22 protein-coding genes are annotated in these 21,387 nt (G+C 68.3%); 15 read left to right on the top strand and 7 right to left on the bottom strand.

The features are described from left to right. Nucleotides 1-81 precede the first annotated feature (81 nt). Complete coding sequence (locus ACTWQN_RS10145; protein WP_443203112.1) at nucleotides 82-552, top strand: MarR family winged helix-turn-helix transcriptional regulator; 471 nt, start codon at nucleotides 82-84, stop codon at nucleotides 550-552. Further along, on the top strand, nucleotides 549-674 hold the full coding sequence (locus ACTWQN_RS10140; RefSeq protein WP_443203111.1) for a hypothetical protein: 126 nt from the start codon (nucleotides 549-551) through the stop codon (nucleotides 672-674). The genes ACTWQN_RS10145 and ACTWQN_RS10140 overlap by 4 nt, the downstream gene beginning before the upstream one ends. A gap of 255 nt (nucleotides 675-929) precedes the next feature. On the opposite strand, the gene ACTWQN_RS10135 is transcribed toward ACTWQN_RS10140, so the two are convergent. Next, entirely contained in the window at nucleotides 930-1,661 is a 732-nt protein-coding gene (locus ACTWQN_RS10135) for a DUF899 family protein (protein ID WP_443203110.1), read from the bottom strand. A gap of 165 nt (nucleotides 1,662-1,826) precedes the next feature. Here ACTWQN_RS10135 and ACTWQN_RS10130 point away from each other — a divergent pair, with 165 nt between their 5' ends. Both ACTWQN_RS10130 and ACTWQN_RS10125 read left to right on the top strand, forming a co-directional pair. Then, complete coding sequence (locus tag ACTWQN_RS10130) at nucleotides 1,827-3,104, top strand: M20 family metallo-hydrolase (RefSeq protein ID WP_443203109.1); 1,278 nt, start codon at nucleotides 1,827-1,829, stop codon at nucleotides 3,102-3,104. A 178-nt stretch (nucleotides 3,105-3,282) separates the two neighbouring features. Continuing rightward, nucleotides 3,283-3,780 carry a GNAT family N-acetyltransferase gene (locus ACTWQN_RS10125; RefSeq protein ID WP_443203108.1) on the top strand — a complete coding sequence of 166 codons (498 nt, stop codon included), beginning with the start codon at nucleotides 3,283-3,285 and terminating at the stop codon, nucleotides 3,778-3,780. Nucleotides 3,781-3,814: 34 nt separating this feature from the next. Here the strand turns inward: ACTWQN_RS10125 and ACTWQN_RS10120 are convergent, their stop codons facing one another. After that, nucleotides 3,815-5,251, bottom strand: a complete 1,437-nt coding sequence (locus tag ACTWQN_RS10120) for a serine/threonine-protein kinase (protein ID WP_443203107.1) — start codon at nucleotides 5,249-5,251, stop codon at nucleotides 3,815-3,817. Here ACTWQN_RS10120 and ACTWQN_RS10115 point away from each other — a divergent pair. Continuing rightward, the gene (locus ACTWQN_RS10115; RefSeq protein WP_443203179.1) at nucleotides 5,210-6,265 is read left to right on the top strand and encodes an RNA-guided endonuclease InsQ/TnpB family protein; all 1,056 of its coding nucleotides are present in this window, start codon (nucleotides 5,210-5,212) and stop codon (nucleotides 6,263-6,265) included. The two genes, ACTWQN_RS10120 and ACTWQN_RS10115, sit on opposite strands and share 42 nt — an antisense overlap. A 72-nt stretch (nucleotides 6,266-6,337) precedes the next feature. On the opposite strand, the gene ACTWQN_RS10110 is transcribed toward ACTWQN_RS10115, so the two are convergent. After that, the gene (locus ACTWQN_RS10110) at nucleotides 6,338-6,565 is read right to left on the bottom strand and encodes a hypothetical protein (protein WP_443203106.1); all 228 of its coding nucleotides are present in this window, start codon (nucleotides 6,563-6,565) and stop codon (nucleotides 6,338-6,340) included. A gap of 116 nt (nucleotides 6,566-6,681) precedes the next feature. Here ACTWQN_RS10110 and ACTWQN_RS10105 point away from each other — a divergent pair, with 116 nt between their 5' ends. From ACTWQN_RS10105 to ACTWQN_RS10060, 10 genes are all read left to right on the top strand, one after another. Next, the gene (locus ACTWQN_RS10105) at nucleotides 6,682-8,145 is read left to right on the top strand and encodes an APC family permease (RefSeq protein ID WP_443203105.1); all 1,464 of its coding nucleotides are present in this window, start codon (nucleotides 6,682-6,684) and stop codon (nucleotides 8,143-8,145) included. Between the two features lie 26 nt (nucleotides 8,146-8,171). Continuing rightward, nucleotides 8,172-9,014: a mycofactocin-coupled SDR family oxidoreductase gene (locus ACTWQN_RS10100; RefSeq protein ID WP_443203104.1), complete on the top strand. Its 843-nt coding sequence runs from the start codon at nucleotides 8,172-8,174 to the stop codon at nucleotides 9,012-9,014. 59 nt (nucleotides 9,015-9,073) lie between these two features. Next, nucleotides 9,074-9,595 carry an Lrp/AsnC family transcriptional regulator gene (locus ACTWQN_RS10095; protein WP_443203103.1) on the top strand — a complete coding sequence of 174 codons (522 nt, stop codon included), beginning with the start codon at nucleotides 9,074-9,076 and terminating at the stop codon, nucleotides 9,593-9,595. A 207-nt stretch (nucleotides 9,596-9,802) separates the two neighbouring features. Then, on the top strand, nucleotides 9,803-11,989 hold the full coding sequence (locus ACTWQN_RS10090; RefSeq protein WP_443203102.1) for a hydantoinase/oxoprolinase family protein: 2,187 nt from the start codon (nucleotides 9,803-9,805) through the stop codon (nucleotides 11,987-11,989). Nucleotides 11,990-12,022: 33 nt separating this feature from the next. Further along, complete coding sequence (locus tag ACTWQN_RS10085) at nucleotides 12,023-14,233, top strand: hydantoinase B/oxoprolinase family protein (RefSeq protein ID WP_443203101.1); 2,211 nt, start codon at nucleotides 12,023-12,025, stop codon at nucleotides 14,231-14,233. 26 nt (nucleotides 14,234-14,259) lie between these two features. Continuing rightward, a complete protein-coding gene (locus tag ACTWQN_RS10080; RefSeq protein WP_443203100.1) occupies nucleotides 14,260-14,757 on the top strand; it encodes an acetone carboxylase subunit gamma in 498 nt (165 codons plus the stop codon). Between the two features lie 82 nt (nucleotides 14,758-14,839). Beyond that, on the top strand, nucleotides 14,840-15,340 hold the full coding sequence (locus ACTWQN_RS10075) for a DUF6221 family protein (RefSeq protein ID WP_443203099.1): 501 nt from the start codon (nucleotides 14,840-14,842) through the stop codon (nucleotides 15,338-15,340). An 80-nt stretch (nucleotides 15,341-15,420) separates the two neighbouring features. Beyond that, complete coding sequence (locus tag ACTWQN_RS10070) at nucleotides 15,421-16,041, top strand: L-threonylcarbamoyladenylate synthase (protein WP_443203098.1); 621 nt, start codon at nucleotides 15,421-15,423, stop codon at nucleotides 16,039-16,041. Between the two features lie 55 nt (nucleotides 16,042-16,096). Next, entirely contained in the window at nucleotides 16,097-16,738 is a 642-nt protein-coding gene (locus tag ACTWQN_RS10065) for a VanZ family protein (RefSeq protein ID WP_443203097.1), read from the top strand. Between the two features lie 231 nt (nucleotides 16,739-16,969). Continuing rightward, nucleotides 16,970-17,173, top strand: a complete 204-nt coding sequence (locus ACTWQN_RS10060) for a cold-shock protein (protein WP_242181476.1) — start codon at nucleotides 16,970-16,972, stop codon at nucleotides 17,171-17,173. 175 nt (nucleotides 17,174-17,348) lie between these two features. Here the strand turns inward: ACTWQN_RS10060 and ACTWQN_RS10055 are convergent, their stop codons facing one another. From ACTWQN_RS10055 to ACTWQN_RS10040, 4 genes are all read right to left on the bottom strand, one after another. Continuing rightward, entirely contained in the window at nucleotides 17,349-18,803 is a 1,455-nt protein-coding gene (locus ACTWQN_RS10055) for an MFS transporter (RefSeq protein ID WP_443203096.1), read from the bottom strand. Between the two features lie 50 nt (nucleotides 18,804-18,853). After that, nucleotides 18,854-19,309, bottom strand: coding sequence for a MarR family winged helix-turn-helix transcriptional regulator (locus ACTWQN_RS10050; protein ID WP_443203095.1), 456 nt, complete (start codon nucleotides 19,307-19,309; stop codon nucleotides 18,854-18,856). A gap of 77 nt (nucleotides 19,310-19,386) precedes the next feature. Continuing rightward, complete coding sequence (locus ACTWQN_RS10045) at nucleotides 19,387-20,727, bottom strand: Nramp family divalent metal transporter (protein WP_443203094.1); 1,341 nt, start codon at nucleotides 20,725-20,727, stop codon at nucleotides 19,387-19,389. A 199-nt stretch (nucleotides 20,728-20,926) separates the two neighbouring features. Beyond that, nucleotides 20,927-21,385 carry a Rieske (2Fe-2S) protein gene (locus ACTWQN_RS10040; RefSeq protein WP_443203093.1) on the bottom strand — a complete coding sequence of 153 codons (459 nt, stop codon included), beginning with the start codon at nucleotides 21,383-21,385 and terminating at the stop codon, nucleotides 20,927-20,929. Nucleotides 21,386-21,387: the final 2 nt, after the last annotated feature.

The raw sequence follows: 21,387 nt of genomic DNA, 5'->3' as shown, positions 1-21,387 counted from the left end.
GCGGCTCCAGCAGAGCGGATACAGAGTCACCTTCATATTTACCATAGTTCACTATTACCGTCACTCTGTTAAACTGGCCGGGTGGTAGCCGGTGATGCGGAAGAACGCCTGGGCGGGCTGTTCCTGCGGCTCGCCAAGACCGCGCACGTCCTCCAGCGACGCGGCGTCGGGGACTTCGGGTTGACGCCCGCGCAGGCCCGTGCGCTGTCCGTGCTCGGCAGGTGCGAGGCGCCGCCGCGGATGACCGAGCTGGCGGCACGGCTGCACGTGGTGCCGCGCGCGGTGACCCCGATCGTCGACGCGCTTGAGAACGCGGGTCTGCTGCGCCGCGAAGTCGACCCCGACAACCGCCGCTCCACGCTGCTGGAGCTGACCGACGACGGTCGGAAGATGTGTCGGCGGCTGATCGAGTTCCGCGCCCGCGCGGCCGGTGAGCTGTTCGCCCCGCTCACCGACGAACAGCGCAACACCCTGCTGGAACTGCTGGAAAAGGTCGACCAGGAGTCGCCCGCGCTCAGACCCGCGCACGATCACCCAACAACACCGCGGTGATCCGCTCGACCGCCTTCGTCACAGGCGAGCAGATCAGCTTGGCGCACAAGGCATTCGACCACGACGCGGCGATGCGGCTGCACGAGATGACGCGGCTGATGCTCGGCCAGTTCGGGGTGTAGTTCGGCCGCGCGCACTGAATTGGGTTTGCGACGCGGCTTATCCTTTTCCACACGGCGGCCATCCGGGTCGCCGAACGGGCTGGGCTGACCCGGCAGGAAGCACGAGCAGGCAACAAGTACGCCGTGCTGCTCGTGCAGCGATGACGGCTCTCGCCCGAACGGCGCCACTCGCACCGCCACGCGAAGCGAGCCCAGCGACAGAATCCGAAACGTCCTCGGGAGAGTTTCAGCGGCGGTTGCTGGGCCGGTGCCGTGTCAGGCGTAGCTCAGCTGTTCGTGCCAATCTTCCGGGCGACCTTCGGGGGCCAGGTCGTGCATGTTCCACAGGGGTTCGAGCGTTCCGTTGTGGCGCGGGTCCTGGCCGGGATCGCTCGGCGCGTAGAACATCTCCGAGCCCCAGAAGTGCCGGATCTCATCGCCCTCGCGCTGGAAGACGTTCAACATCGGCAGCGAATAACCCTCCTCGGTCTCCGCGAGGTAGTCGCGGTTGTAGGTGTTGCCGCCCGTTGACAGGAGCCGCAGACGTCGCCAACCGCGTTCCGTGGCGAAGGCGAGCAGACGTGGCAGCGGGGCGTTGGCGACGACGGCGAAGTTGAGCCGTTGGCCGAGGTGTTCGGCGGCTCCGTCCAACTGGTCGAGGAATGCCGTGCACGACGGGCACGGAGCCTCCTCCAACTTCAGCTCCGCCGTTGTCCCGGTTTTCGCCCCGGGGCGGTCATCGGTGGGGTACCGCGGGAACATCATGCTGTAGATCGCCAGCGAGCCCTTCCCCGGGTCGAACAGTTCGGACAGCCGCACATCCCGCGGGGCGCCGTCCGGCCCGGCGCCCTGGAAGACGTAATCCTCCGGCACCAACCCGCCTGGCGGCAGTTGTCGCCGGGCAGCGGCGACCGACTCCATCGCCCGCCGCAGCTCGACCTCTCGTTCCAGCAGCCGATCGCGGGCCGCCCGGTACTCCGGCGACTCGCCTGGAAACTCGATGCGCATGGCCCTCCTCCTCGGCAACGCGACGAACACTTGCTCTACAGGTACCGACTGGCGCCGCGGCCGAAACTCATCGGTCAGCGCCGCGTCTTTGACCTCGACGACGCCGCGACGTAGTTTTCGAACGTTTGACTGAACCCCTTGTTCGCCGACGCGGAGGCGATCTGCATGAACGTCGAACTGTTGGAACCCGATCGGGAACGGCTCTGGTCGGAGCTGCACGATCTCGCGCGGCTGAGCGAGGCGGACTCGGCCGGTTGGACGCGGCGGGTGTTCAGCGAGCCGTACCGGGCCGCGCGGGACTGGGTGCGCGGTCGGATGCGGGATGCTGGCCTCGCGGTCACCACCGATCCGGCGGGCAACATCGTGGGACGGCTACCGGGGCGGCACGGCGGCCCGCCGCTGGTCACCGGCTCGCACACCGACACCGTCGAGGGCGGTGGCCGGTTCGACGGGGTCGTCGGCGTGCTCGGCGCCATCGAAGTGGTGCGCCGGTTGCGCGAAACGGGGACCCAGCTGGACCACGACCTGCTGGTGGTCGACTTCCTCGGCGAGGAAGTCAATCCCTACAGCGGGAGTTGTCTCGGCAGCCAGGCGGCGACCGGCGTGCTCACCGCGGACACCCTGGATCGAACTGGTGTCGACGGCAAGCGGCTCGGCGACGTCGCGACGGCGTTCGGGCTCGACCCGGACGGCCTGCTCGCACCGACCTGGGCGATGCAGCGCCTGCACGGCTATCTCGAACTGCACATCGAGCAAGGGCCCACGCTGGAGCAGCGCGGGTTGGACATCGGGGTGGTCACCGCCATCGTCGGCATCGAGCGGTTCCTCGCCACCTTCATCGGGCGCGCCGACCACGCCGGAACCCGGCGGATGGGCGATCGGCGGGATGCGCTGGTGGCGGCGGCGAAAGCGGTGCTGACCGTCGAGCGCGAAGGTTGCGCGGGCCCGGACTCCGCGGTCGCCACCTGCGGTGCGCTGCGGATCGAACCCGGTGCGGAGAACGTGGTTCCGGGCCGGGCGCTGCTGGCCGCCGAGTTCCGCAGCGAGGACCAGACCTGGCTGTCCGGGGTGCGTCGCCGGGTGGTGGATGAGATCGCCCGGCACAGCGCCGAGAACGGGGTCGAGCTGCTGGTCGACTGGTCCGCGGACAACCCGGTCGTGCCGACGAATCCGTCCGTGCAGAACCTGGCCGCGGCCGCCGCCGACGAGCTCGGTGCGTCGTGGCTGGCGATGCCCAGCGGCGCCGGTCACGACGCCGCGCACCTGGCGGCGCGCTGCCCGGCGGGCATGATCTTCGTGCCGTCGCGGGACGGCCGCAGCCACTGCCCCGACGAGTGGACCGACGCCGCGCAGATCGCCACCGGCGTGCACCTGCTGGCCGCGAGCCTGGTCCGGATGGATCAACAGGCCACTGTGGACACCGAATTCGCCGGTCCCCGATGAACGGATGCGGGTCGGTGACAACGGACGCACGCTGTCGGACATACATAAGCTGGGGATCCCGCAGCCCAGGGAGCGTCTGAGGTTCCGCTACCCGCACCGCTACGAAAGCCAATCCGCGCAGCCGCTAACAGCGGTGAGTGGCTTGCAAGTGCCTGTCTTCTGGCGACACGATTAGTTGATGACCACCACGACCCGTCTCGCCCGACCCGAGGATCACACCGCCGCCCTGGACGTTTGGCGGCGCGCCAACACCGCCAGGGACAAGACGCCCGGTCCGGAACGCATCGCCCGTGTCCGGGCCAAGCTGGCTGACCCGGCCGCCCTCGTAGTCGTCGCTGAGCGCGCCGGGGAACTGGTGGGCATGACGCTAGCCGAGCCGGGCCGGGACCGAGATGGGGCGGGCGAAGTCCTGCCAGGGTTGTGTCACATCTCCATGGTCTTCGTCGGTCCCGACCACTGGGGAAACCGGATCGGACAACTCCTGCTCGACGAGGTGCGCGAGCAGGCCGTCCGCCAAGGCCACACGCTCCTGCAACTGTGGACCGGGGAGGGTAACCAGCGTGCCCTTCGCCTTTATGACCGGGCTGGTTTCCGTCCCAGCGGTCGTACCGGACTCCTGGGCAGCGGCGAGCGGATCATCCACCTCACCCGGCCGCTGCCGAAAAAACGATCTTGACACCGGTGCCGCCGCGGTGGCCCGCAGGTCCGGATTATAGGTTGCTGTCGTAGGTCTGCTGTCCGTACCAGGCCAGTGCCGCCTGCAGCTCGCGCATTTCGTGGTTGCGGCCACGCCGGGTGCCGCGCAGCGGGTAGATTCGGACTTCGTCGTGGTAGGAGGCGAAGGCGCGCTCGGCAGGGTTGGCCGTTTGGGAGCGCATCCAGACCACGAGTCCTTTCCCGCGGGCTGCCACGACCCTGGTCCGAGCGATGTCACGCCAGGCCAGCTGCGGGTGGCGGCGGCGCCGTTGCGCGACCTCGATGCCCGCAGCGCTGATCCGCAGGACGTGTCGTGGCCGCAGGGCCATGACGAGCCAGAATCCGGCCAATGCGCAGCACAACGTGGTGGCGAGAACCCCGGACAGGCGGACCGGTGGCGGGAAAGCCGGATTCCCGAGGCCGCTGACCATTATCGCGGCCGTCGCGCTCGCGCCCGACCACAGCACAGCGGGCAGTCGCGAGGTGCGGAACGTGGTCACGTCGCCGGACTCGGATGACACTTCGTGCCGGGATTTCGCCGTGTCGCCAACGATTTCGTCGCCGGTGACAGTGCTCAACCACGTCTGGTGCTGCGCGACGAGCGTCTGCACGGGTGGCGGCAACCAAAGTGTCGATCTCGCTGCCGTCGCACCGCCAGCACGTTCGAGTACCTGTGCTGTCGTCGGCCGGTCGGCGGGGTCGCGCCGCAGACACGCGGATGCCAGCTCTCGCACCGCGGGGGGAGTACCGCCTAGTTCCGGCTCGCCGTGCGCGACGCGATGCAGGAGAACCGCGGTGTCGGTGTCGCCGGTGCCGTAGGGCCCCGTACCGGTGGTCGCGAAGACGAGGACTGCGCCGAGGCCGAACACGTCACTGGCCGGACCGATCGGGTCGCCGGAAACCTGCTCGGGGGAAAGGAAACCCGGTGTGCCGACGAACTCGCCGGTGGCGGTCAAGGCGGTGTTGTGCACCGCCCGCGCGATGCCGAAGTCGATCAGGCGCGGCCCGTCTCCGCCCAGTAGCACGTTGTACGGCTTGAGATCCCGATGCACGAGTCCCGCGCGGTGGATCGCGCCGAGCGCTTCCGCCAGCCCGGCGACCAGACGCAGGGCGGCGGGTTCGGGAAGCGGGCCTTGCATCGTGACGGCGTGGTGCAAGCTCGGCCCGGCGACGTACTCGGTGGCCAGCCACGGCTGTGCGGCGTCCGGATCGGCATCGACGACCACAGCGGTCCAGAACCCGCCGACCCGGCGAGCCATCTCGACCTCCCGCCGGAACCGCGCCCGGAACCGGTCGTCGGCGACCAGCTCGGCGCGGACCACCTTCACCGCGACGAATCGGCCGCCCGGCGAACGTCCCAAGTAGACGGTCCCCATGGCACCGCGGCCCAGCCTCCGCAGCACCGCGTAATCGCCGATCCGCCGCGGATCCGCCTCGTCCAGTGCCTGCACAACCCTCCCCGGCCGGGATCGGATTTCCGCCGCGTCGTCACCGAAGCGAAGAAAACCGAAACGCGCGCGTGGCTATCCGAAGTCGCGTCAGTCGCCCTGGTGCAGGCATGCCAGGACGCACGCGCGGCATACCGAAACTGGTTCGATTCGATGTCCGGGAAACGCGCTGGACATCGCATGGGGGCACCTCGGTTCCGGTCCCGCAAAGACAACCGGCAGACGATACGGCTCACCCGCAACGGATTCAGTCTCAAACCGAACGGGCGCTTGTACGCGGCGAAGATCGGCGACCTTCGGGTTCGCTGGTCACGAGAACTCCCGTCCGTCCCGTCATCGGTCACCCTGATCAAGGACGCGTCCGGGAGGTACTTCGCGTCGTTCGTCGTGGACGTCGACGCCGAACCACTACCAGCCACCGATACGGACGTCGGTATCGACCTCGGACTCACCACGTTCGCGGTCCTCTCGAACGGCAAGGCCATCTCCGCGCCGAAGTTTCTGCGCCGCGCCGAACGCAAACTCCGCAAAGCGCAGCAAGCCCTGTCCCGCAAGACCAAGGGCAGCAACAACCGCGCCAAAGCCCGCGTCCGCGTGGCCAAAGCGCACGCCAAGGTACGCGACTCGCGTACCGACTGGGCACACAAGCAGTCCACGGCGATCATCCGTGACAACCAAGCGGTGTACGTCGAAGACCTTGCCGTGTCCGGTCTGGCACGCACGCGCCTGGCGAAATCGGTACACGATGCAGCGTGGGGAACGTTCCTGCGCATGCTCGACGGCAAGGCCCAACGGTGCGGGCGCGTCGTGCATCGCATCGACCGGTTCTATCCGTCGTCTCAAACCTGCTCCGCCTGCGGACGCGTCGACAGCAAGAAACCGTTGAACGTCCGGGAGTGGTCGTGCCCGTGCGGTGCGGTCCACGACCGCGACCACAACGCAGCTAAAAACATCCTCGCCGCCGGACGGGCGGAGAGACAAAACGCCTGCGGAGAGGCGGTCAGCCTCTCCGCCTAGCGGGGAGCACATCTCGATGAAACAGGAACCCACCGAAGCGACGCACACGCACGCGGTAGGAATCCCGGTCGTTCACGGCCGGGAGGACGTCAATGGCGTCCGCTCAACTTCCAGCCGCCGTTCGGTTTTCCCGAGCCGACCGAGGTGATCGTCGAAGGCTGTCGCGAAGGCGGCGGGCGGTACGCGGACAAGTCGCTCGGCCTGTGGGAGGTCGCCGCGCTCGATGACGTCATCGGCCGCCGCGATGCCTTGGCGTAAGCGCAGCTTGGATCCCGAATTGCCGCGCATTGCGTAGTCCAAGGCCGCCCAAACCTTGACTTTGCGTACCCGATGTTCGAGGCTCTTGCGCAACGCGTCGCGAGTTGGGACGAGGTGGACATCTCGTCAGATCCGCAGTAACTCTGGAGGAATTTCCGATGAGTTCGGCGGGAAGCCAAGGCCTCGACGAGGGCATGCAGCAGGTTCGCGGACCTGGTCGCGCGGCATCGATGGTGCGCCGGTTGACCTGGCGGGACGGGTTCATCTTCTCGTTGAACATGGTGATCGGGCTGTTCCTGACGCTCGGCTACACCATCGGCGCCATCGGCGGCTGGACCGCCATCGCCATCTGGGTAGTCGCTTGCTTGCTGGCCTGGCTGCAGAACAACCTCTTCGCCGAGATGGCCGCGATGTTCCCGAGCCGCTCCGGCGGAATCTCGGTGTACGCCTACGAAGGGTGGAAGCGGCACTTCGCCCCGTTGGGCGCGATCGCGGCGTTCGGGTACTGGATGGGCTGGTCGCTGTCGCTGTCGGTCGAAGGCGTCGTGCTCGGCAAGATGATCACCGAGGCGTTCTTCCCCGACTCGCACCTCGCGATCCGGCTGCCGATCGGCCACGAGCTCGGACTGCCCTACCTGATCGCCATCGGCGCGATCCTGGCCGCGTGGGCGCTGAACTACTTCGGCGTCAAGGTCGCCGCCGGGGTGGCCAAGGTGACCGGGACGCTGCTGGTCGCGGGGCTGCTGGTGCTGGCGATCGGCCCGTTCCTCATCGGCGGCGCGGGTTTCGACGTGCAGCGGTTGACCTTCGCCGGAACGAGCTCGCCGTTCGGGTGGAAGGAGATCGTGGTCTGGTTCTTCATCACCGCGTGGACCACCTACGGCACCGAGGTCTGCGCGAGCTTCGCAGCCGAGTACAAGGACCCGGTGCGCGACACCGCGAAGGCGCTGCGGATCTCCGGGGCGTTCATCCTCGCCCTGTACTTCATCGTGCCGTACGCCACCGTCGGAGTCGTCGGCGAGGACACCATCGCCGAGAACCCGGTGAGCTACATCGGAATCGCGTTCGACCGGATACTCGGCGACTACTCGTGGATCGGCCAGTTGCCGATCATGGCCGCGTTCGTCATCGCGATGATGACCGCGACGGCCGACGGCGGCAGATCGCTGTACGGCATCTCCAGATCCGGCGGCACGATCAGGCAGCTCGGCGTGCTGAACCGCTACGGCGTCCCCGGGCGTGCGCTGACCACCGACATGCTGATCAACATCGCGGTGCTGATCCTGCTCGGCGAACCCATCGCGATCCTGCTGGCGAGCAACCTCGGCTACCTGGCCGCGGTCACCCTGGCCGTCGGCGCGTTCGTGCTGCTGCGCCGGGACCAACCGGATCTCCCGCGACCGATTCGGCTGGCCGGGCCGTGGACGGCGATCGCCGTCGCGCTGTTCGTCGTCAACGTGTTCGCGATCGTGGTCGGCATCTCCAACCCGAGTCTCACCGGGTACGGCGGCATGACCGAGACCGTCGTCGGCATCGGCATCCTGCTGTTCGCCTGTGTGCTCTGGTACTACCGGCAGCGCGTGCAGGAGAAGTCTCGAATCGAGTGGCGCGTCCGGGATTGACCGCGAGAGCGGGGGAGTGAGGCATCATGACAGGTCGAGTTGACGGCAAGGTCGCCTTCGTCACGGGTGCGGCGCGGGGCCAGGGGCGCAGCCACGCGGTGCGGCTCGCGCAGGAAGGCGCGGACATCATCGCCGCGGATGTGTGCGCGGAAGTGGGCCGGACCACCGATTTCTACCCGCCCGCCACCGAGGCCGATCTCGCCGAGACCGTTCGCCTGGTGCGGCAGCAGGGGCGCCGGATCGTCGCCTACCGAGCTGACGTGCGCGACTACGGCGCGCTGCAAGCGGGGCTCTCCTCGGCGGTCGAGCAGTTGGGCGCGCTGGACATCGTGGTGGCCAACGCCGGGATCTTCCAGTTCGGTGCCGAGGTCCAGGACATCGCGGAGCGCGACTGGCGGGATGTGCTCGACGTCAACCTGACCGGCGTGTTCAACACGTGCAAGGCGAGCATCCCGCACGTGCTGCGCGGCGGTCGCGGCGGGAGCATCGTGATCACCTCCTCGGACGCCGGGGCCAAGGGCTTCGCGAAGTTCGGGCACTACGTCGCGTCCAAGCACGGCGTGATCGGGCTGATGCGCACGCTGGCGATGGAGTTGGCGCCGCACTCGGTGCGGGTGAACGTCGTGTCGCCCACCAACTGCGACACCGACATGATCCAGAACGAGGCGGTGTACCGGCTCTTCCGACCCGACCGGGAGAACCCGACGAAAGCCGAGTTCGCGGAGGCCTCCGGGACGCTGCTGGCGTTGCCGCAGCCGTGGGTGGAGCCGATCGACGTGTCCAACGCGGTGCTGTTCCTGGCCTCGTCGGAGGGGCGGTTCGTGACGGGGGTGAACTTCCCGGTCGACGGCGGCTCGGCGGCGCTCTGAGCGGCTGGCCCGGACCGCGTGCGCCGTCTCGCCGCGCTGGCCTGAGCTACGATCCTGGCGTGGTAAGGGAACACGACACTCCGCCGCGCAAGCCGCGCCGTCGGCTGCTGGATCCGACCGACAGCAAGATCCTCAGCCTGCTGCAGCTCAACGGTCGGGCGTCCTATCGCGAGATCGCCCGGGAACTCGGGGTTTCCGAGGGCACCGTGCGCAGTCGTGCCAACCGCATGCAGGCCGAGGGCGTGCTGACCATCGCGGCGATCGCCGATCCGGCCAAACTCGGCTACAGCGTCATGGCATTCGCCCTGTTGAACGTTCGAATTGGACGCCAGCAGGCGGTCATCGACGAACTGACCCCGTGGGACGAGATCACCTACATCTCCTCGTGCACCGGTCGCGCCGACCTCTACGTCCAGTTCGTGTGCCGCGACCACGAACACCTGTGGCAGCTCCTGCACGAGCGGTTGCCCGAGGTCGACGGCGTGACCGGTGCGGAGACCTTCCAGGAGATCAAGATGCACAAGGTGTCCTATGTGTACCCGAATTTCGCGGATACCACCCCGGCGGTCCCCGCGGAGTAACGCGGCCTCGTCCCGTCCCTGATGGCCCGTCACGCAGCCGCGTGACGGGCCGCTTCGGCTGTGCGGCTGGCCATCGGCATCGGCAACAAGGCGGCTGCGGGTTGCGCCGTGCCCGGCGTCCCACATCGAGTCCGAGGTCTTGACTATGCGTAGTTTTCCAGAGACCATCCTACGCGTTGCATAGTAAATTCCCGAATCATCTGCGCAGTGCGTAGATCCTGGGTGCTGGATCTACGCACACCTGGAGGGAAGCCTGTGAACGATTTCCGACCTCTCGTACTGGGCATCGACGCGGGCGGGACGATGACCGACACCCTCCTCGTCGACGAACACGGGCACTTCGCGGTGGGCAAGGCCTCGACGACCCCGCACAACGAGTCCGAGGGCTTCCTGGAGTCCGCCGCGGACGCCGCCGGGCAGTGGGGACTGTCCTCGCGCGAGACCTTCGAGCAGCTCGCGGTCGTGCTGTACTCCGGAACCGGGATGCTCAACTCGCTGCTGTCCCGCACCGGCCAGCGCGTCGGCCTGCTCGTCACCCGCGGCATGGAGGACGCCGTGCTCATGGGGCGGGGCCTGCAGGCCTGGGCGGGCTACTCCTATCCCGACCGGTTGCACGCCGTCACCCACGAACACCCGCAACCGCTCGTGCCCCGCGACCTAGTGCACGGGGTGACCGAACGCATCGACCAGTTCGGCACCGAAGTGGCACCGGTCTACGAGCACGAGGTGATCGGCGCCGTCGAAGACCTGCTCTCCCAAGGGGTCGAGGCGATCTGCATCTGCTGCATGTTCTCCTATGTGGACGATGCGCACGAACGGCAGATCGCCGACATCGCCAGAACCGTGCTGGCCGAGCGCGAAGTCGAGCTGCCGATCTACCTGTCCTCGGCGGTCCGGCCGGTGGTCCGAGAGCAGTCCCGGCTCAACAGCGTGGTGATCGAGGCCTACGCCGCCGACCGCAGCCGCGAGCAGCTCATCGGTGTCGAAAAGGCCTGCCAGGAACACGGTTTCCGGTACGGAGTGCAGACCGTGCTGTCCTACGGCGGACTGGCCGGGGTGCGCTACCCGAGACTGCACGAGACCATGATCTCCGGGCCGGTCGGCGGAATCCTGGGCGCGAAGTACGTCGGCGACATCATCGGTGCCGACTCCGTGGTGGTCAGCGACATGGGCGGCACGAGCTTCGACATCAGCGCCATCACCAGGGGCACCGTCCCGATCGACAACGAACCCACGCTGGCCAGGTTCAAGCTGAACCTGCCGACCATCGCGATGGACACCATCGGCGCGGGCGCGGGCACGATCATCAAGGTCGACCCGCTGACCAGGAAGGTCAGCCTCGGACCGGAAAGCGCCGGTTCGACGCCCGGTCCGGTGGCCTTCGACATGGGCGGCACCGAACCCACCGTCTGCGACTGCGACGTGGTGATGGGTCGGCTCAACCCCGATTACTTCCTCGGCGGCAAGGTGCGGCTCAACGTCGAGAAGGCCAAGCAGGTGCTCAAGGAGAAGGTCGCCGACCCGCTGGGCATCGATCTCTACGAGGCGGCTGAGGGCATGGCCAACCTGCTGGAGATGGACGCCAGGGAAGCCATCCGCCAGCTGGTCTCCGCGCGGGCCGTCGACCCCGCCGACTACGCCCTGATGGCCTACGGCGGCTCCGGCCCGCTGCACATGGCCGAGTACAGCCGGGGGCCGGGCTTCAAGAGCATCCTCACCTTCCCCTTCGCGGCGGCGTTCTCCGCCTTCGGCTGCACCACGGCGGATTACCTGCGCCGCTACAGCCGCTCGGTCCAGCTGACCCTGCCGCCCGGCGCGCCGCCGCAACACCGCGGGGCGGTCGCCGAGGAGGTCAACGCGGTCTGGCAGGCGTTGCAGGACGCGGCCCGGCGGGAAATGGCCGAGGAGGGCCACGATCCCGCGAGCGTCGAACTGCGGATGTTCGCGATGATGCGCTACACCGGGCAGCTGGAAGACGTCGAGGTGCCGCTGCAACTGCGGAAGATCGCCTCGGACGCCGATCTCGACACGATGGTCGAGGAGTTCGAGCGGCTCTACACCGCGATCAACCGGCCCGTCGCGCAGTACCGCGAAGCCGGGCACAGCATCACCGAACTCGGGCTGCTGGCGAAGGTCGACAAGATCAAACCGCAGCTGACCCGCAAACCGCTCGAAGGCGCGACCCCGCCCAGCGAAGCGGTCAAGGGCACCCGCCCCATGTACTACAACCGCCAGTGGCACGAGGCGTCGCTGTGGGAGATGGACCTGCTGCGCCCCGGCAACGAAATCGCCGGACCCGCCGTGATCGAACACCCCGCGACCACGCTCGTCATCCCGGCAGGCGACCGGGTGTGGGTCGACGAGTGGACGATCCTGCACTACGAGCACGCCTGAGCACGCACCTTCGGCGAGAACGAGGATGGCTCGATGTCCGCACCTGAGATGACCGAGAACGCGACGCGAACGTTGAAGGACCGGCTGCTGGAAAACGACCGGCTGCTGCGGGAAACCGGCAGCTACGCCGGGGTGGAGAAGCTCGCGCTGCGCGACGAGGATCCGCTGAAGTACGAGAGCCTGCACATCAAGCTCCGCTCGATGGTCGTCTCGGCGCGCGAGATGGCCCGGCGGATCTCCGCCTCACCGGGGGTGCGCGAGGTCGGCGAGAGCGTGGTCGCCCTCTACACCCCCGAAGGCGACGCGATCGCGCTGTCCACCGGCATCATGGTGCACGTCCACACCGCGAGCCGGTTCATCAAGTGGATGATCCAGAACGACTACGAGGACTCCCCGAAGATCCGGCCCGGTGACATCTTCGCCAACAACGACGCCTTCATCGGCACCGTGCAGGCCCCCGATGTCATCGACGTGATCCCGATCTTCCACGACGACGAGCTGATCGGCTGGGTGGCCGCGGTCTGCCACGAACTGGAAGTCGGCGGCATCACCCCCGGCGGCGACGTCGCACTGTCCCAGGAGCGGTTCACCGAAGGCCTGATGGTCTGCGCCGAGAAGGTCGGCGAGAACGACGAACTGCGCCGCGACTACCTGATCCGCCTCGAACGCAACCTGCGCATGCCCATCTACTGGGTGCTCGACGAGAAGGCGAAGGTCGCGGCCTGCCTGGAAGTTCGCGAACAGCTCAAGGAGCTGATCGAAGAGCTCGGCGTGGCCTACTACAAGCGGGCTACCAGGGAGTTCATCGAGGAAGGCCGCCGGGCGCAGCTCGCCCGCGTCCGGCAGCTGACGATCCCCGGCCGCTACCGGGGGCACACCTTCTTCGGGCACATCACCGAGGGCAAGCAGGGCGTGCTGCCGCTGGGCAACAAGAACTGGTTGTACGCGATCCCGCTGGAGCTGGAGATCTCCCCGGGGGGCAAGCTGCACCTCGACTTCGACGGCACGAACTCGTGGGGCTACCACTCGATGAACTGCACACCCGCCGGGATGGACGGCGGGCTGTTCGTGACGCTGACCCAGCACATGAACTTCGACGGCAAGGTCAACGACGGGGCCTGGTTGGCCACCGACATGAACCTGCCGCCGGGCACCTGGACGAATCCGCAGGTCGAGACGGCGGCCACGGCGACGTCCTGGGCGTTGCTGCTGCCCGCCTTCGGCTGCTTCCAGCGGCTGCTGGGCCGCGGCTTCCTGGGGCGCGGCTACAAGGAGGAGGTGTTCGTCGGCCAGGTGAACAGCCCGATGATCGAGATGGGCGGGCAGAGCCAGTACGGCAGCATGTTCGGCATCGCCCTGTTCGAATGCGCCGCGGCGGGCAGCGGGGCGCTGGCGATCAAGGACGGGCTGGACACCGCCTACGTGGGCTGGAACCCGGAATCCGACATGGGCAACATGGAGATCTGGGAACAGGACATGCCGATGGTCTACTTGGGACGGACCATCAGCGCGAACTCCGGCGGCTACGGCCGCTACCGGGGCGGCACCGGCTTCGAATCGCTGTGGGTGGTGAACCGGACCCCGCAGCTCATCATCGCCACCTCCGAGCACTCCAGCCGGGTGTTCGACAACGCGGGGATGTGCGGTGGCTACCCGGCTCCGACGGTGCAGCTGCACTACGCCGCGCACGACGCGGACATCGCGGGGCTGGCGGCCGAGCGCGCCCCGCTGCCGCACTCGCTGGGCACCGACCCCTACGAGACCGACGTCGAGAAACTGATCGCGGGCGAACCCAACGTGGTCGAAGGGCCGTACCTGGCCGAACCGCTGCGGGACGGCGACGTGTTCGCCCACTCCTACAACGGCGGCGGCGGTTACGGCGACCCGCTGGAACGCGATCCGGACTCGGTGGCGCGGGACGTCGCGAGCGGCTACGTGACGGCGCGGTCGGCGGAAGCGGTCTACGGCGTCGTCGTCGAGGTCGGCGCGCACAGCTGCGCCGTGCTGCCCGAGCAGACCGCGGCCAGGCGGCAGCGCATTCGCGACGAGCGGACCGCGCACGCCGTCCCGGTGCGGGACTGGATCGCGCAGCAGCGCCAGCGCGTCGTCGACCAGGACTTCGCGGTCGAGGTCCGGGAGATGTACCGGGACAGCATGACGATGTCACCCCGATTCGCCGAGGAGATGCGCGACTTCTGGTCGCTGCCCGCCGACTTCGAGTTCGCCCCGCGCCCGGGCCGCTGAGCGCCGCAGGCAGATTGGAACCGCAGATGCCGAGCTACGACAAGACCACCATCGAGGATCTGATCGACGGGACCCTGCCCTGGCCGTCGACCAGGACGATCATGAGCTCCTACAAGGACGAGGACCGCTTCGACGTCTACCGCGAAATCCTGCAGGAACGCGTCGAGTGGTCCGAAGAGATCCTCTTGCCCATCGGCGAACACCTCTACATCGTGCAGGCCGAGCACGGCCGGATCGTCAAGTGCGACTGCGGCCACGAATTCGGCGACTACCGGCAGAACTGGAAGCTGAGCGCCCTGGTGCGGGTGCGCGGCGACCGGGCGAGCATCGAGGAGATCTACCCGGGCCGCTACTCCTGCGACCCGGAGTGGATGGAGATCCGGGAGTTCATCTGCCCGGGCTGCACGACCCTGCTGGAGGTGGAAGCAGCCCCGCCGGGTTTCCCGATCGTCTTCGACTTCCTGCCGGACCTGGAAGCGTTCTACCGCGACTGGCTGCGCCGTCCGCTGCCCGAACAGCACTAGGGCGCTTTCCTCGCGGCAGCCCGGTGAAAGCTCCGCGCACCGGAGCTTTTCAAGGCCCGCGGCAGCGCGAGACCATGGCCGGGTGGTCGAGGATTTGGTGGCGTTCGTGAAGGCCAGGCTGATCGAGGACCGGCGGATCGCGGTCCAAGCGTCCTCGGGAGCGCCCCGCCCACCGGGCCAGCACGAGGACGAACGGTGGGAGTGGATCCACAGCCGCACGCGCAGGCCGATTCCGCTCGACCAGCGATCCGGCAGCCAGGCGTGGGGCAGAGCGTCCTTGCGAACCGTCAACGTGTACACGCAGATCTACACCACAGGCGGTTCGGGCCACGAATTCCGCATCAGGGACGCGGAGGTGGACATCGACGCGGCGATGCACATCGCACGGCACGATCCCGCCCGGGTGCTGGCCGATGTCGCGGCGAAGCTGCGGATCGTGGGCGAATACGAACGCGCGGTCCGCACGGCGCAAGGCCCCGACTCCGACGCTGCCGCGCAGGGCGAGGTGCGCGCGCTGGGACGAGTGCTGCGCCAGTTCGCCCACGCCTACGCAGACCACCCCGACTACCGCCCCAAGTGGTGACCGCTTTCCGGCAGCGGGGCCGCCACGCCGATGTCCACCGCGAGTCAGCCCGGTGCGGTGGCGGATCCTAAGCTCGGGGTATGGCCAAGTACTTCGACGTGCATCCGGAGAACCCGCAGCGGCGCGCGATCGGCCAGGTGGTGGACATCGTCCGCGACAACGGCCTGATCGCATACCCGACCGACTCGTGCTTCGCGCTCGGCAGCCAGCTGGGCAACCGGGACGGCATCGACCGGATCCGAGCCATCCGGCAGCTCGACGACCGGCACCACTTCACGCTGGTCTGCCAGAACTTCGCCCAGCTCGGCCAGTTCGTGCTCATCAACAACGCGGTTTTCCGCGCGATCAAGGCCTCGACGCCGGGCAGCTACACGTTCATCCTCCCGGCCACCAAAGAAGTGCCGCGCCGGTTGCTGCACCCGAAGAAGAAGACCGTCGGCGTGCGGATCCCGGACCACCTCGTGGTGCAGGCGCTGCTGGCCGAGCTCGGTGAGCCGATGCTGTCCAGCACGCTGCTGCTGCCCGGCGAGGAAGAGCCGATGACCCAGGGCTGGCAGATCAAGGACGAGCTCGACCACGTGCTGGACGCGGTGATCGATTCCGGCGACTGCGGCACCGAGCCCACCACCGTGATCGACTTCTCCGGCCCGGAGCCGGAGATCGTCCGCCGCGGCGCGGGCGACACCTCCCGATTCGAGTAGCGGTCACGAGGTCCTGGCCGTCGAGCAGCGCAGTGGTCATGACCATCTCCCGTCGGTGTCCGCGCCGATTCCACTGGAGATGTGCCGCCGAGGCAAGACCGCCACGAACCTCCACAGTGGACAATTGGAACCGGCGGCCGGTTCGAGCGTCCTACCGGAAGTGGCAGGCGTCTGGGCCGATTGGGGACACGTGCTGATCGCTGCGGCGGTCGCCCTCCCGTTGGCGGCGGTAGCGGTGTTCGCGCTGGTGCGCTGGCGCACCGCCAACGGCGTGGCGTGCCCGGTGCGCCGCTCGTTGGCCGAGGTGGGTGCCGTGGTCGCAACCTCGCCGTGGCTTTGGATGGTGCTCACGCCGAGGCCCGGTGAGCGGGGCGTGGCGCTGGTTCCGCTGCGCGATCTCGTCGACCTGCTCGATGGGCGGACGGCCACGCTGATCGTGCAGTTGGTCGGCAACTTGCTGGTGCTCGCCGCGTTCGGCGCGTTCCTGCCGATGCGCTTCGCCGCGCTCGCGCGGATGCGCCGAGTGGCCGTTGTGGCGGTCGGGATGTCGGTGACGATCGAGGTGCTGCAATACGCGCTCGACCTCGGTCGCGTCTCGTCGGTGGACGACGTGCTGGTCAACACCATCGGCGCGCTGGCCGGGGCGGCCCTTTCGCGCCGGTGGTGGGCGGTGCCGCAGGGGCGGGGGAGCGAATGACCGGTCGCCGCGACACGCCGTGCGAACCACCCCAGCGCGATCTTCGTCTGAGGTGTAGTCTCTGCGACGGTCGTATTTTCTGGGGTCGTGTTCGCGCACACTCGCAGGATGGTGATGCGGGCGTGCTGCTTTCTGGTTGTAGCTGGAGAAGTCGCCGTTCGAAATCCGCGACCGAGGTGGTCACGAAGTGTGGCGGCCTGTAGTAGTACCGGCTCCCAGAAGGAGAGACAGATGGCACAGGGAACCGTGAAGTGGTTCAACTCGGAAAAGGGCTTCGGCTTCATCGCCCCGGACGACGGCGGCCCAGACGTCTTCGTGCACTACTCGGCGATCGATGCTCGTGGCTTCCGCAGCCTCGATGAGGACCAGAAGGTGACTTACGAGGTCAGCCAGGGCCCGAAGGGCCCGCAGGCTGCCGACGTCCGCATCGTCTGAGTTCAACCCTTCCGGCCGGTACCGAGCCAGGGACCGGCCCCTGAGCACGGCGAAGACCCCGCACCCAGGTGCGGGGTCTTCGTTTTTGCCCGGCGTCTTTGGTTGGCGCTTCGCGCCAGCGCGGGAAACCCCTGCGGTGCGAGTGGCGTGCGTGGTGGGGGAGAGCCCGCCATGGCTACCGTGCTTGCGCGGTCCTGCTGCTCAGGTGGCCGCGCAGCAGGCCGAACAGCGAAGTGATGAGCAGGGCCGCGGCGATGCTGGCGACCGCCAGGCCCATCCGGTGCAGTCCGAGGTCGTTGGCGTGATCACCGATGAGCAGGGCCAGCACGGCGGCGGCCAGGTTGGCGCCGACGTACTGGGACGCCCGGTAGAGCCCGGATGCCGCGCCCATCTGGTCGGCCGGGGCGACGACGTACATCGCGCGCTGGTTGCCGATGTTGTTGAAGCCGTTGGGCAGGCCCAGCATCGCGGCGATCCCGACCAGCAGCAGGATCGGCGAATCGGCGGTCGGCAAGGTCAGCAGCAGGCCGCCGACGCACAGCGCGGCGGTTCCGGCGATCAGCGCCACGCGCGGACCGTGGTTGCGTTGCAGGAGCGTCGCCAGCAGCGTGGACAGCACACCGACGGCGGCGATCGGCAGCACCACGAGACCGGCGCCGGTCGGGCCGAGCCCCCTGGTCTCCTCCAACCACTGCGGCAGGCCGTAGAACACGCAGTAGAAGGCTGTGTAGGTCACGACCGTGCGCACGTAGGTGAACGACAGGGCGCGCCGCGCCAGCAGGCGCATGTCCAGGAACGGGTCGTGGGTGCGGATGCTCCACCACACGGTGAGCGCGGTGGCCGGTACGGCGATGGCCAGCCACCACCACGCGGGAGTCGCGGCCAGCGACAGCAGCCAGAACATGAATGCGGTGATGGCGACGGCGAACAGCAGCATGCCGACCGGGTCGACCCGCATGAGCGCCGTCAACCGGCCGCCGCTGGGGATCCGCGTCGGGGGATCGGCAGGACCCCACTTCATGATCACCGCGGCGCCGATCAGCGCCAGCGGCACGTTGATCCAGAACACCCCGGCCCAGCCGAAGCCGCCGACCAGCAGCCCGCCGAAGGTCGGGCCGAGCGCGGCGGTGACCTGCGACCAGGCGGCGAGCGCGCCGAGCGCGTTGTTCGGGCGGGCCCGCGACTCGTCGGCGGCGCGGCGGATCATCGCCACCCCGCACGGGTACTGGGCGGCGGTGCCGATGCCGATGAGGATGCGGCACACCACCAGCGTCGCGACGTTCGGGGCGAACGGCGCCGCGGCCGAGACGGCACCGACCAGGACGAGGCCGGTGAGGCTGGTGCGGCGGGCGCCGAACACGTCGGCGATGCGACCCATCGCCGGGGCGGCGACGGCGGTGGCCAGGTAGAGCGCCGAGACCAGCCAGGTCACCGAGTTGCCCGCGTCGAAGTGGCTGCGGATGCCGACCAGCGCGACCGCGATCATCGAGGAGTTCAGCGGTTGCAGGATGGTGCCGAACGCGATCGGCGTGACGAACTTGCCCGGCAGCTCCGGTGGGCGGGTGGCTGACTTCGTCAGCGGCGGCAGATCTTCAGCGTGGCTGTCTTTTTGCCGGGAAGGCTCGGGCATGGTTCGCGATATCGTCTCGATCTCAGGTGCAGGGTCCGAACAGCGGTGGCTCAGGCGTCGGCGAGCCGATCCAGCAGGCGCGCGCTGAGCACCACAAGGTCCCGCTCGACGTCGGTCAGTCCGGCCATCGCCTGCGCCAGCCACGCTTCGCGCTGCTCCCGATCGCGGGCCACCTGGCCGCGGCCTGCTTCGGTGACCTGGACGATGGCCGCCCGGCGGTCGGTCGGGTCGAGATCACGTTCGGCCAAGCCGGAGTCGATCAGGTACTGCACGATGCGAGCCATGGACTGCGGCGTTACGCGCTCGGCGGCGGCCAGCGCACTGGCGGTGGCCGGACCATCGCGTTCCAGGCGGCCGAGCACGGCCAGGCGGCCGAGGGTCAGCTCGCCGGGTTCGTGCTCGACGCGCAGCCGACGCGCCAGCCGCATCACGCCCGACCGGACTTCGGTGGCCGCCCGAGCGATCCCGTCGGTGGCTCCGCCGACAGCGGGATCGTCTTGACTCATATTTTCAGCATAGCTGTGTTTCTGGTGGTGACGAAGCTCCGGAGCCAGAACGTGAGCACCGGCACGACCGCGCACGCTCACTGGCGCGCCAGGACGATGATGCCGTCGATGGCGCCGTAGGCGGCCCACAGCCCGACGGCGCCGACCGCGCAGAGGATGATGTTCATCCACCACCGGTTGGCGTAGGCGGGGATCATGAACCGCTTGCTGGCGGTCAGCGCGATGGTCCCGATCAGGATGATCGGTGCCAGCACTCCGGTGATCGAGCTGCCCACGATGGTCAGCACGAGCACATCCGGCCGACCGGGCAGCGCGAAGGCCAGCGGGAGCACCACCATCACGCCGATCTGCAGCACGTTGAACAGCGGATCGCGGGCGCCGTCGCGGTAGCGTTCCCGGCGCCTCGGCAGCGACTCGTAGAGCCCGGTGAAGAGGATCTTCGTGTAGCCGGTGGCGTAGGACGGGAACGAGCTGAAGGCGACGAAGAACAGCCCCAGCCAGAAGATCCACGGTCCGGCCGGGCCGACCGCCACCCGCATCATCGTGGCCAAGTCGTCGATGCCGTTGATCTCCAGCCCGTAGGGGCGGACGATCTCCGCGCCGACCACCCACACCGACAGGTTCACCACGATCACCGCCAGCACCCCGGCGAGCAGGTCGACGCGCTGCAACGGCAGGAACGCCGGACCGTGCCAGCCCTTCTCCCTGGTGAACTCGGGATACATCAGGTTGCCCGCCGATCCGCCGACCGCACCGATGATCGCCGCGGCGACCAGCACGGTGGAGAACACGCCCTGATCGGCCGGGAGTTGGAAGGCCAGCCCGGCGGCCAGCGAACCGAGGTTCGGACGGGTCAGCACGGCGGCGGTGATGAAGGTGATCACCAGGACGGCCACCGTGGTCCTCGCGATGATCTCCAGCCAGGTGTAGCGGTTGTTGCGCCACAACATCAGCCCCGTCACCGCGACCGTGACCACGGTCCAGGCGAAAACACCCCAGGTCTGGCCGCCGAACCTGCCGCTGAGGTGGTACAGCGCGGTGCCGACGGCGACCGCCATGTAGGTCTGCAGGATGAAACCGGCGATGAACGACAGCACGGCGACCAGCACCGGCAGGTGCCGCCACAACCGGCCGAAACCGCTGATGATCGACTCGTCGCCCATCGCGTTGCACAGCCCGTACCTGGCGATGGCCAGGGTGAAGAACAGCCTGCTGAACAGGGCGAGCACCAGCGCCCACATCAGGGCGTAGCCGTAGTCGGCGCCGGAGACCGAGGAACTGACCAGGTCGCCCGCGCCCAGCCAGGACATGCTCACCACCAGGCCCGGCCCGATGTTGCGGAGGTAGCCGCCGAAGGTGCGCGGGGCGGTGACCGCCGGAGTTGCCAGCGGTCGGCTTTCCTGTCGTCCAGACGTCATTGCGGTTCTCCTCACCGCGCGATCGGCTCGCGGCAGGCGCAATTTCGGCGAGAAGCGCGCGTTCACCTCGGTGAGCGCCGATTCCTCGGAAATTGCGGCCAGGCGGGCAAGGGGGACACGTGATGTCGGGGATCGGCGGAGCCGAGACGGCGTCCGAGGTTCCGCCACCCGCACCGCCGCGCAGCACGAGTTCAAGGATTCACAGCGCGACGACCACGTATTCGCCGTCGAGCACGACCGGATAGGTCTCGGCCACGTACGGGCCCTTGGTCATCCCGGCCCGCACGAGGTCGTCCTCGCCGGTCATCAGGTCCGCACCGGAGCGCACGTCCACGTCGAAGCGGCCGACCCGGGTCTTGTTCGGGTCGAACCAGGACTGGCCGGAGCGGATGTCGAATTCCCATTGGTGCCAAGGACAGCGCAGGAACTCGCCGCGCCGCAGGTACTCGTACTGCCCGGGTGCGGCGGAGACCACCAGGCCGGACAGCCTGCCCAAGCACAGCGGTCCGCTCGCGTGCGGGCAGGTGTTGCGCACCGCGAAGTAGCTGCCGTCGATGTTGAACACCCCGACCGACCGCCCGTCGATGTCGACGATCCGGCGGCTGCCCGGCGGCAGTTCGGCGGTGGTGCCTACCACGAAGACTCGCCTGTCGTTCACCG

Origin of the sequence: Saccharopolyspora antiqui (assembly GCF_052246905.1) — a bacterium.
Classification (GTDB): domain Bacteria; phylum Actinomycetota; class Actinomycetes; order Mycobacteriales; family Pseudonocardiaceae; genus Saccharopolyspora.
Note: the sequence above shows the minus strand (reverse complement) of the source record. Positions and strands in the feature narration are given on the sequence as shown.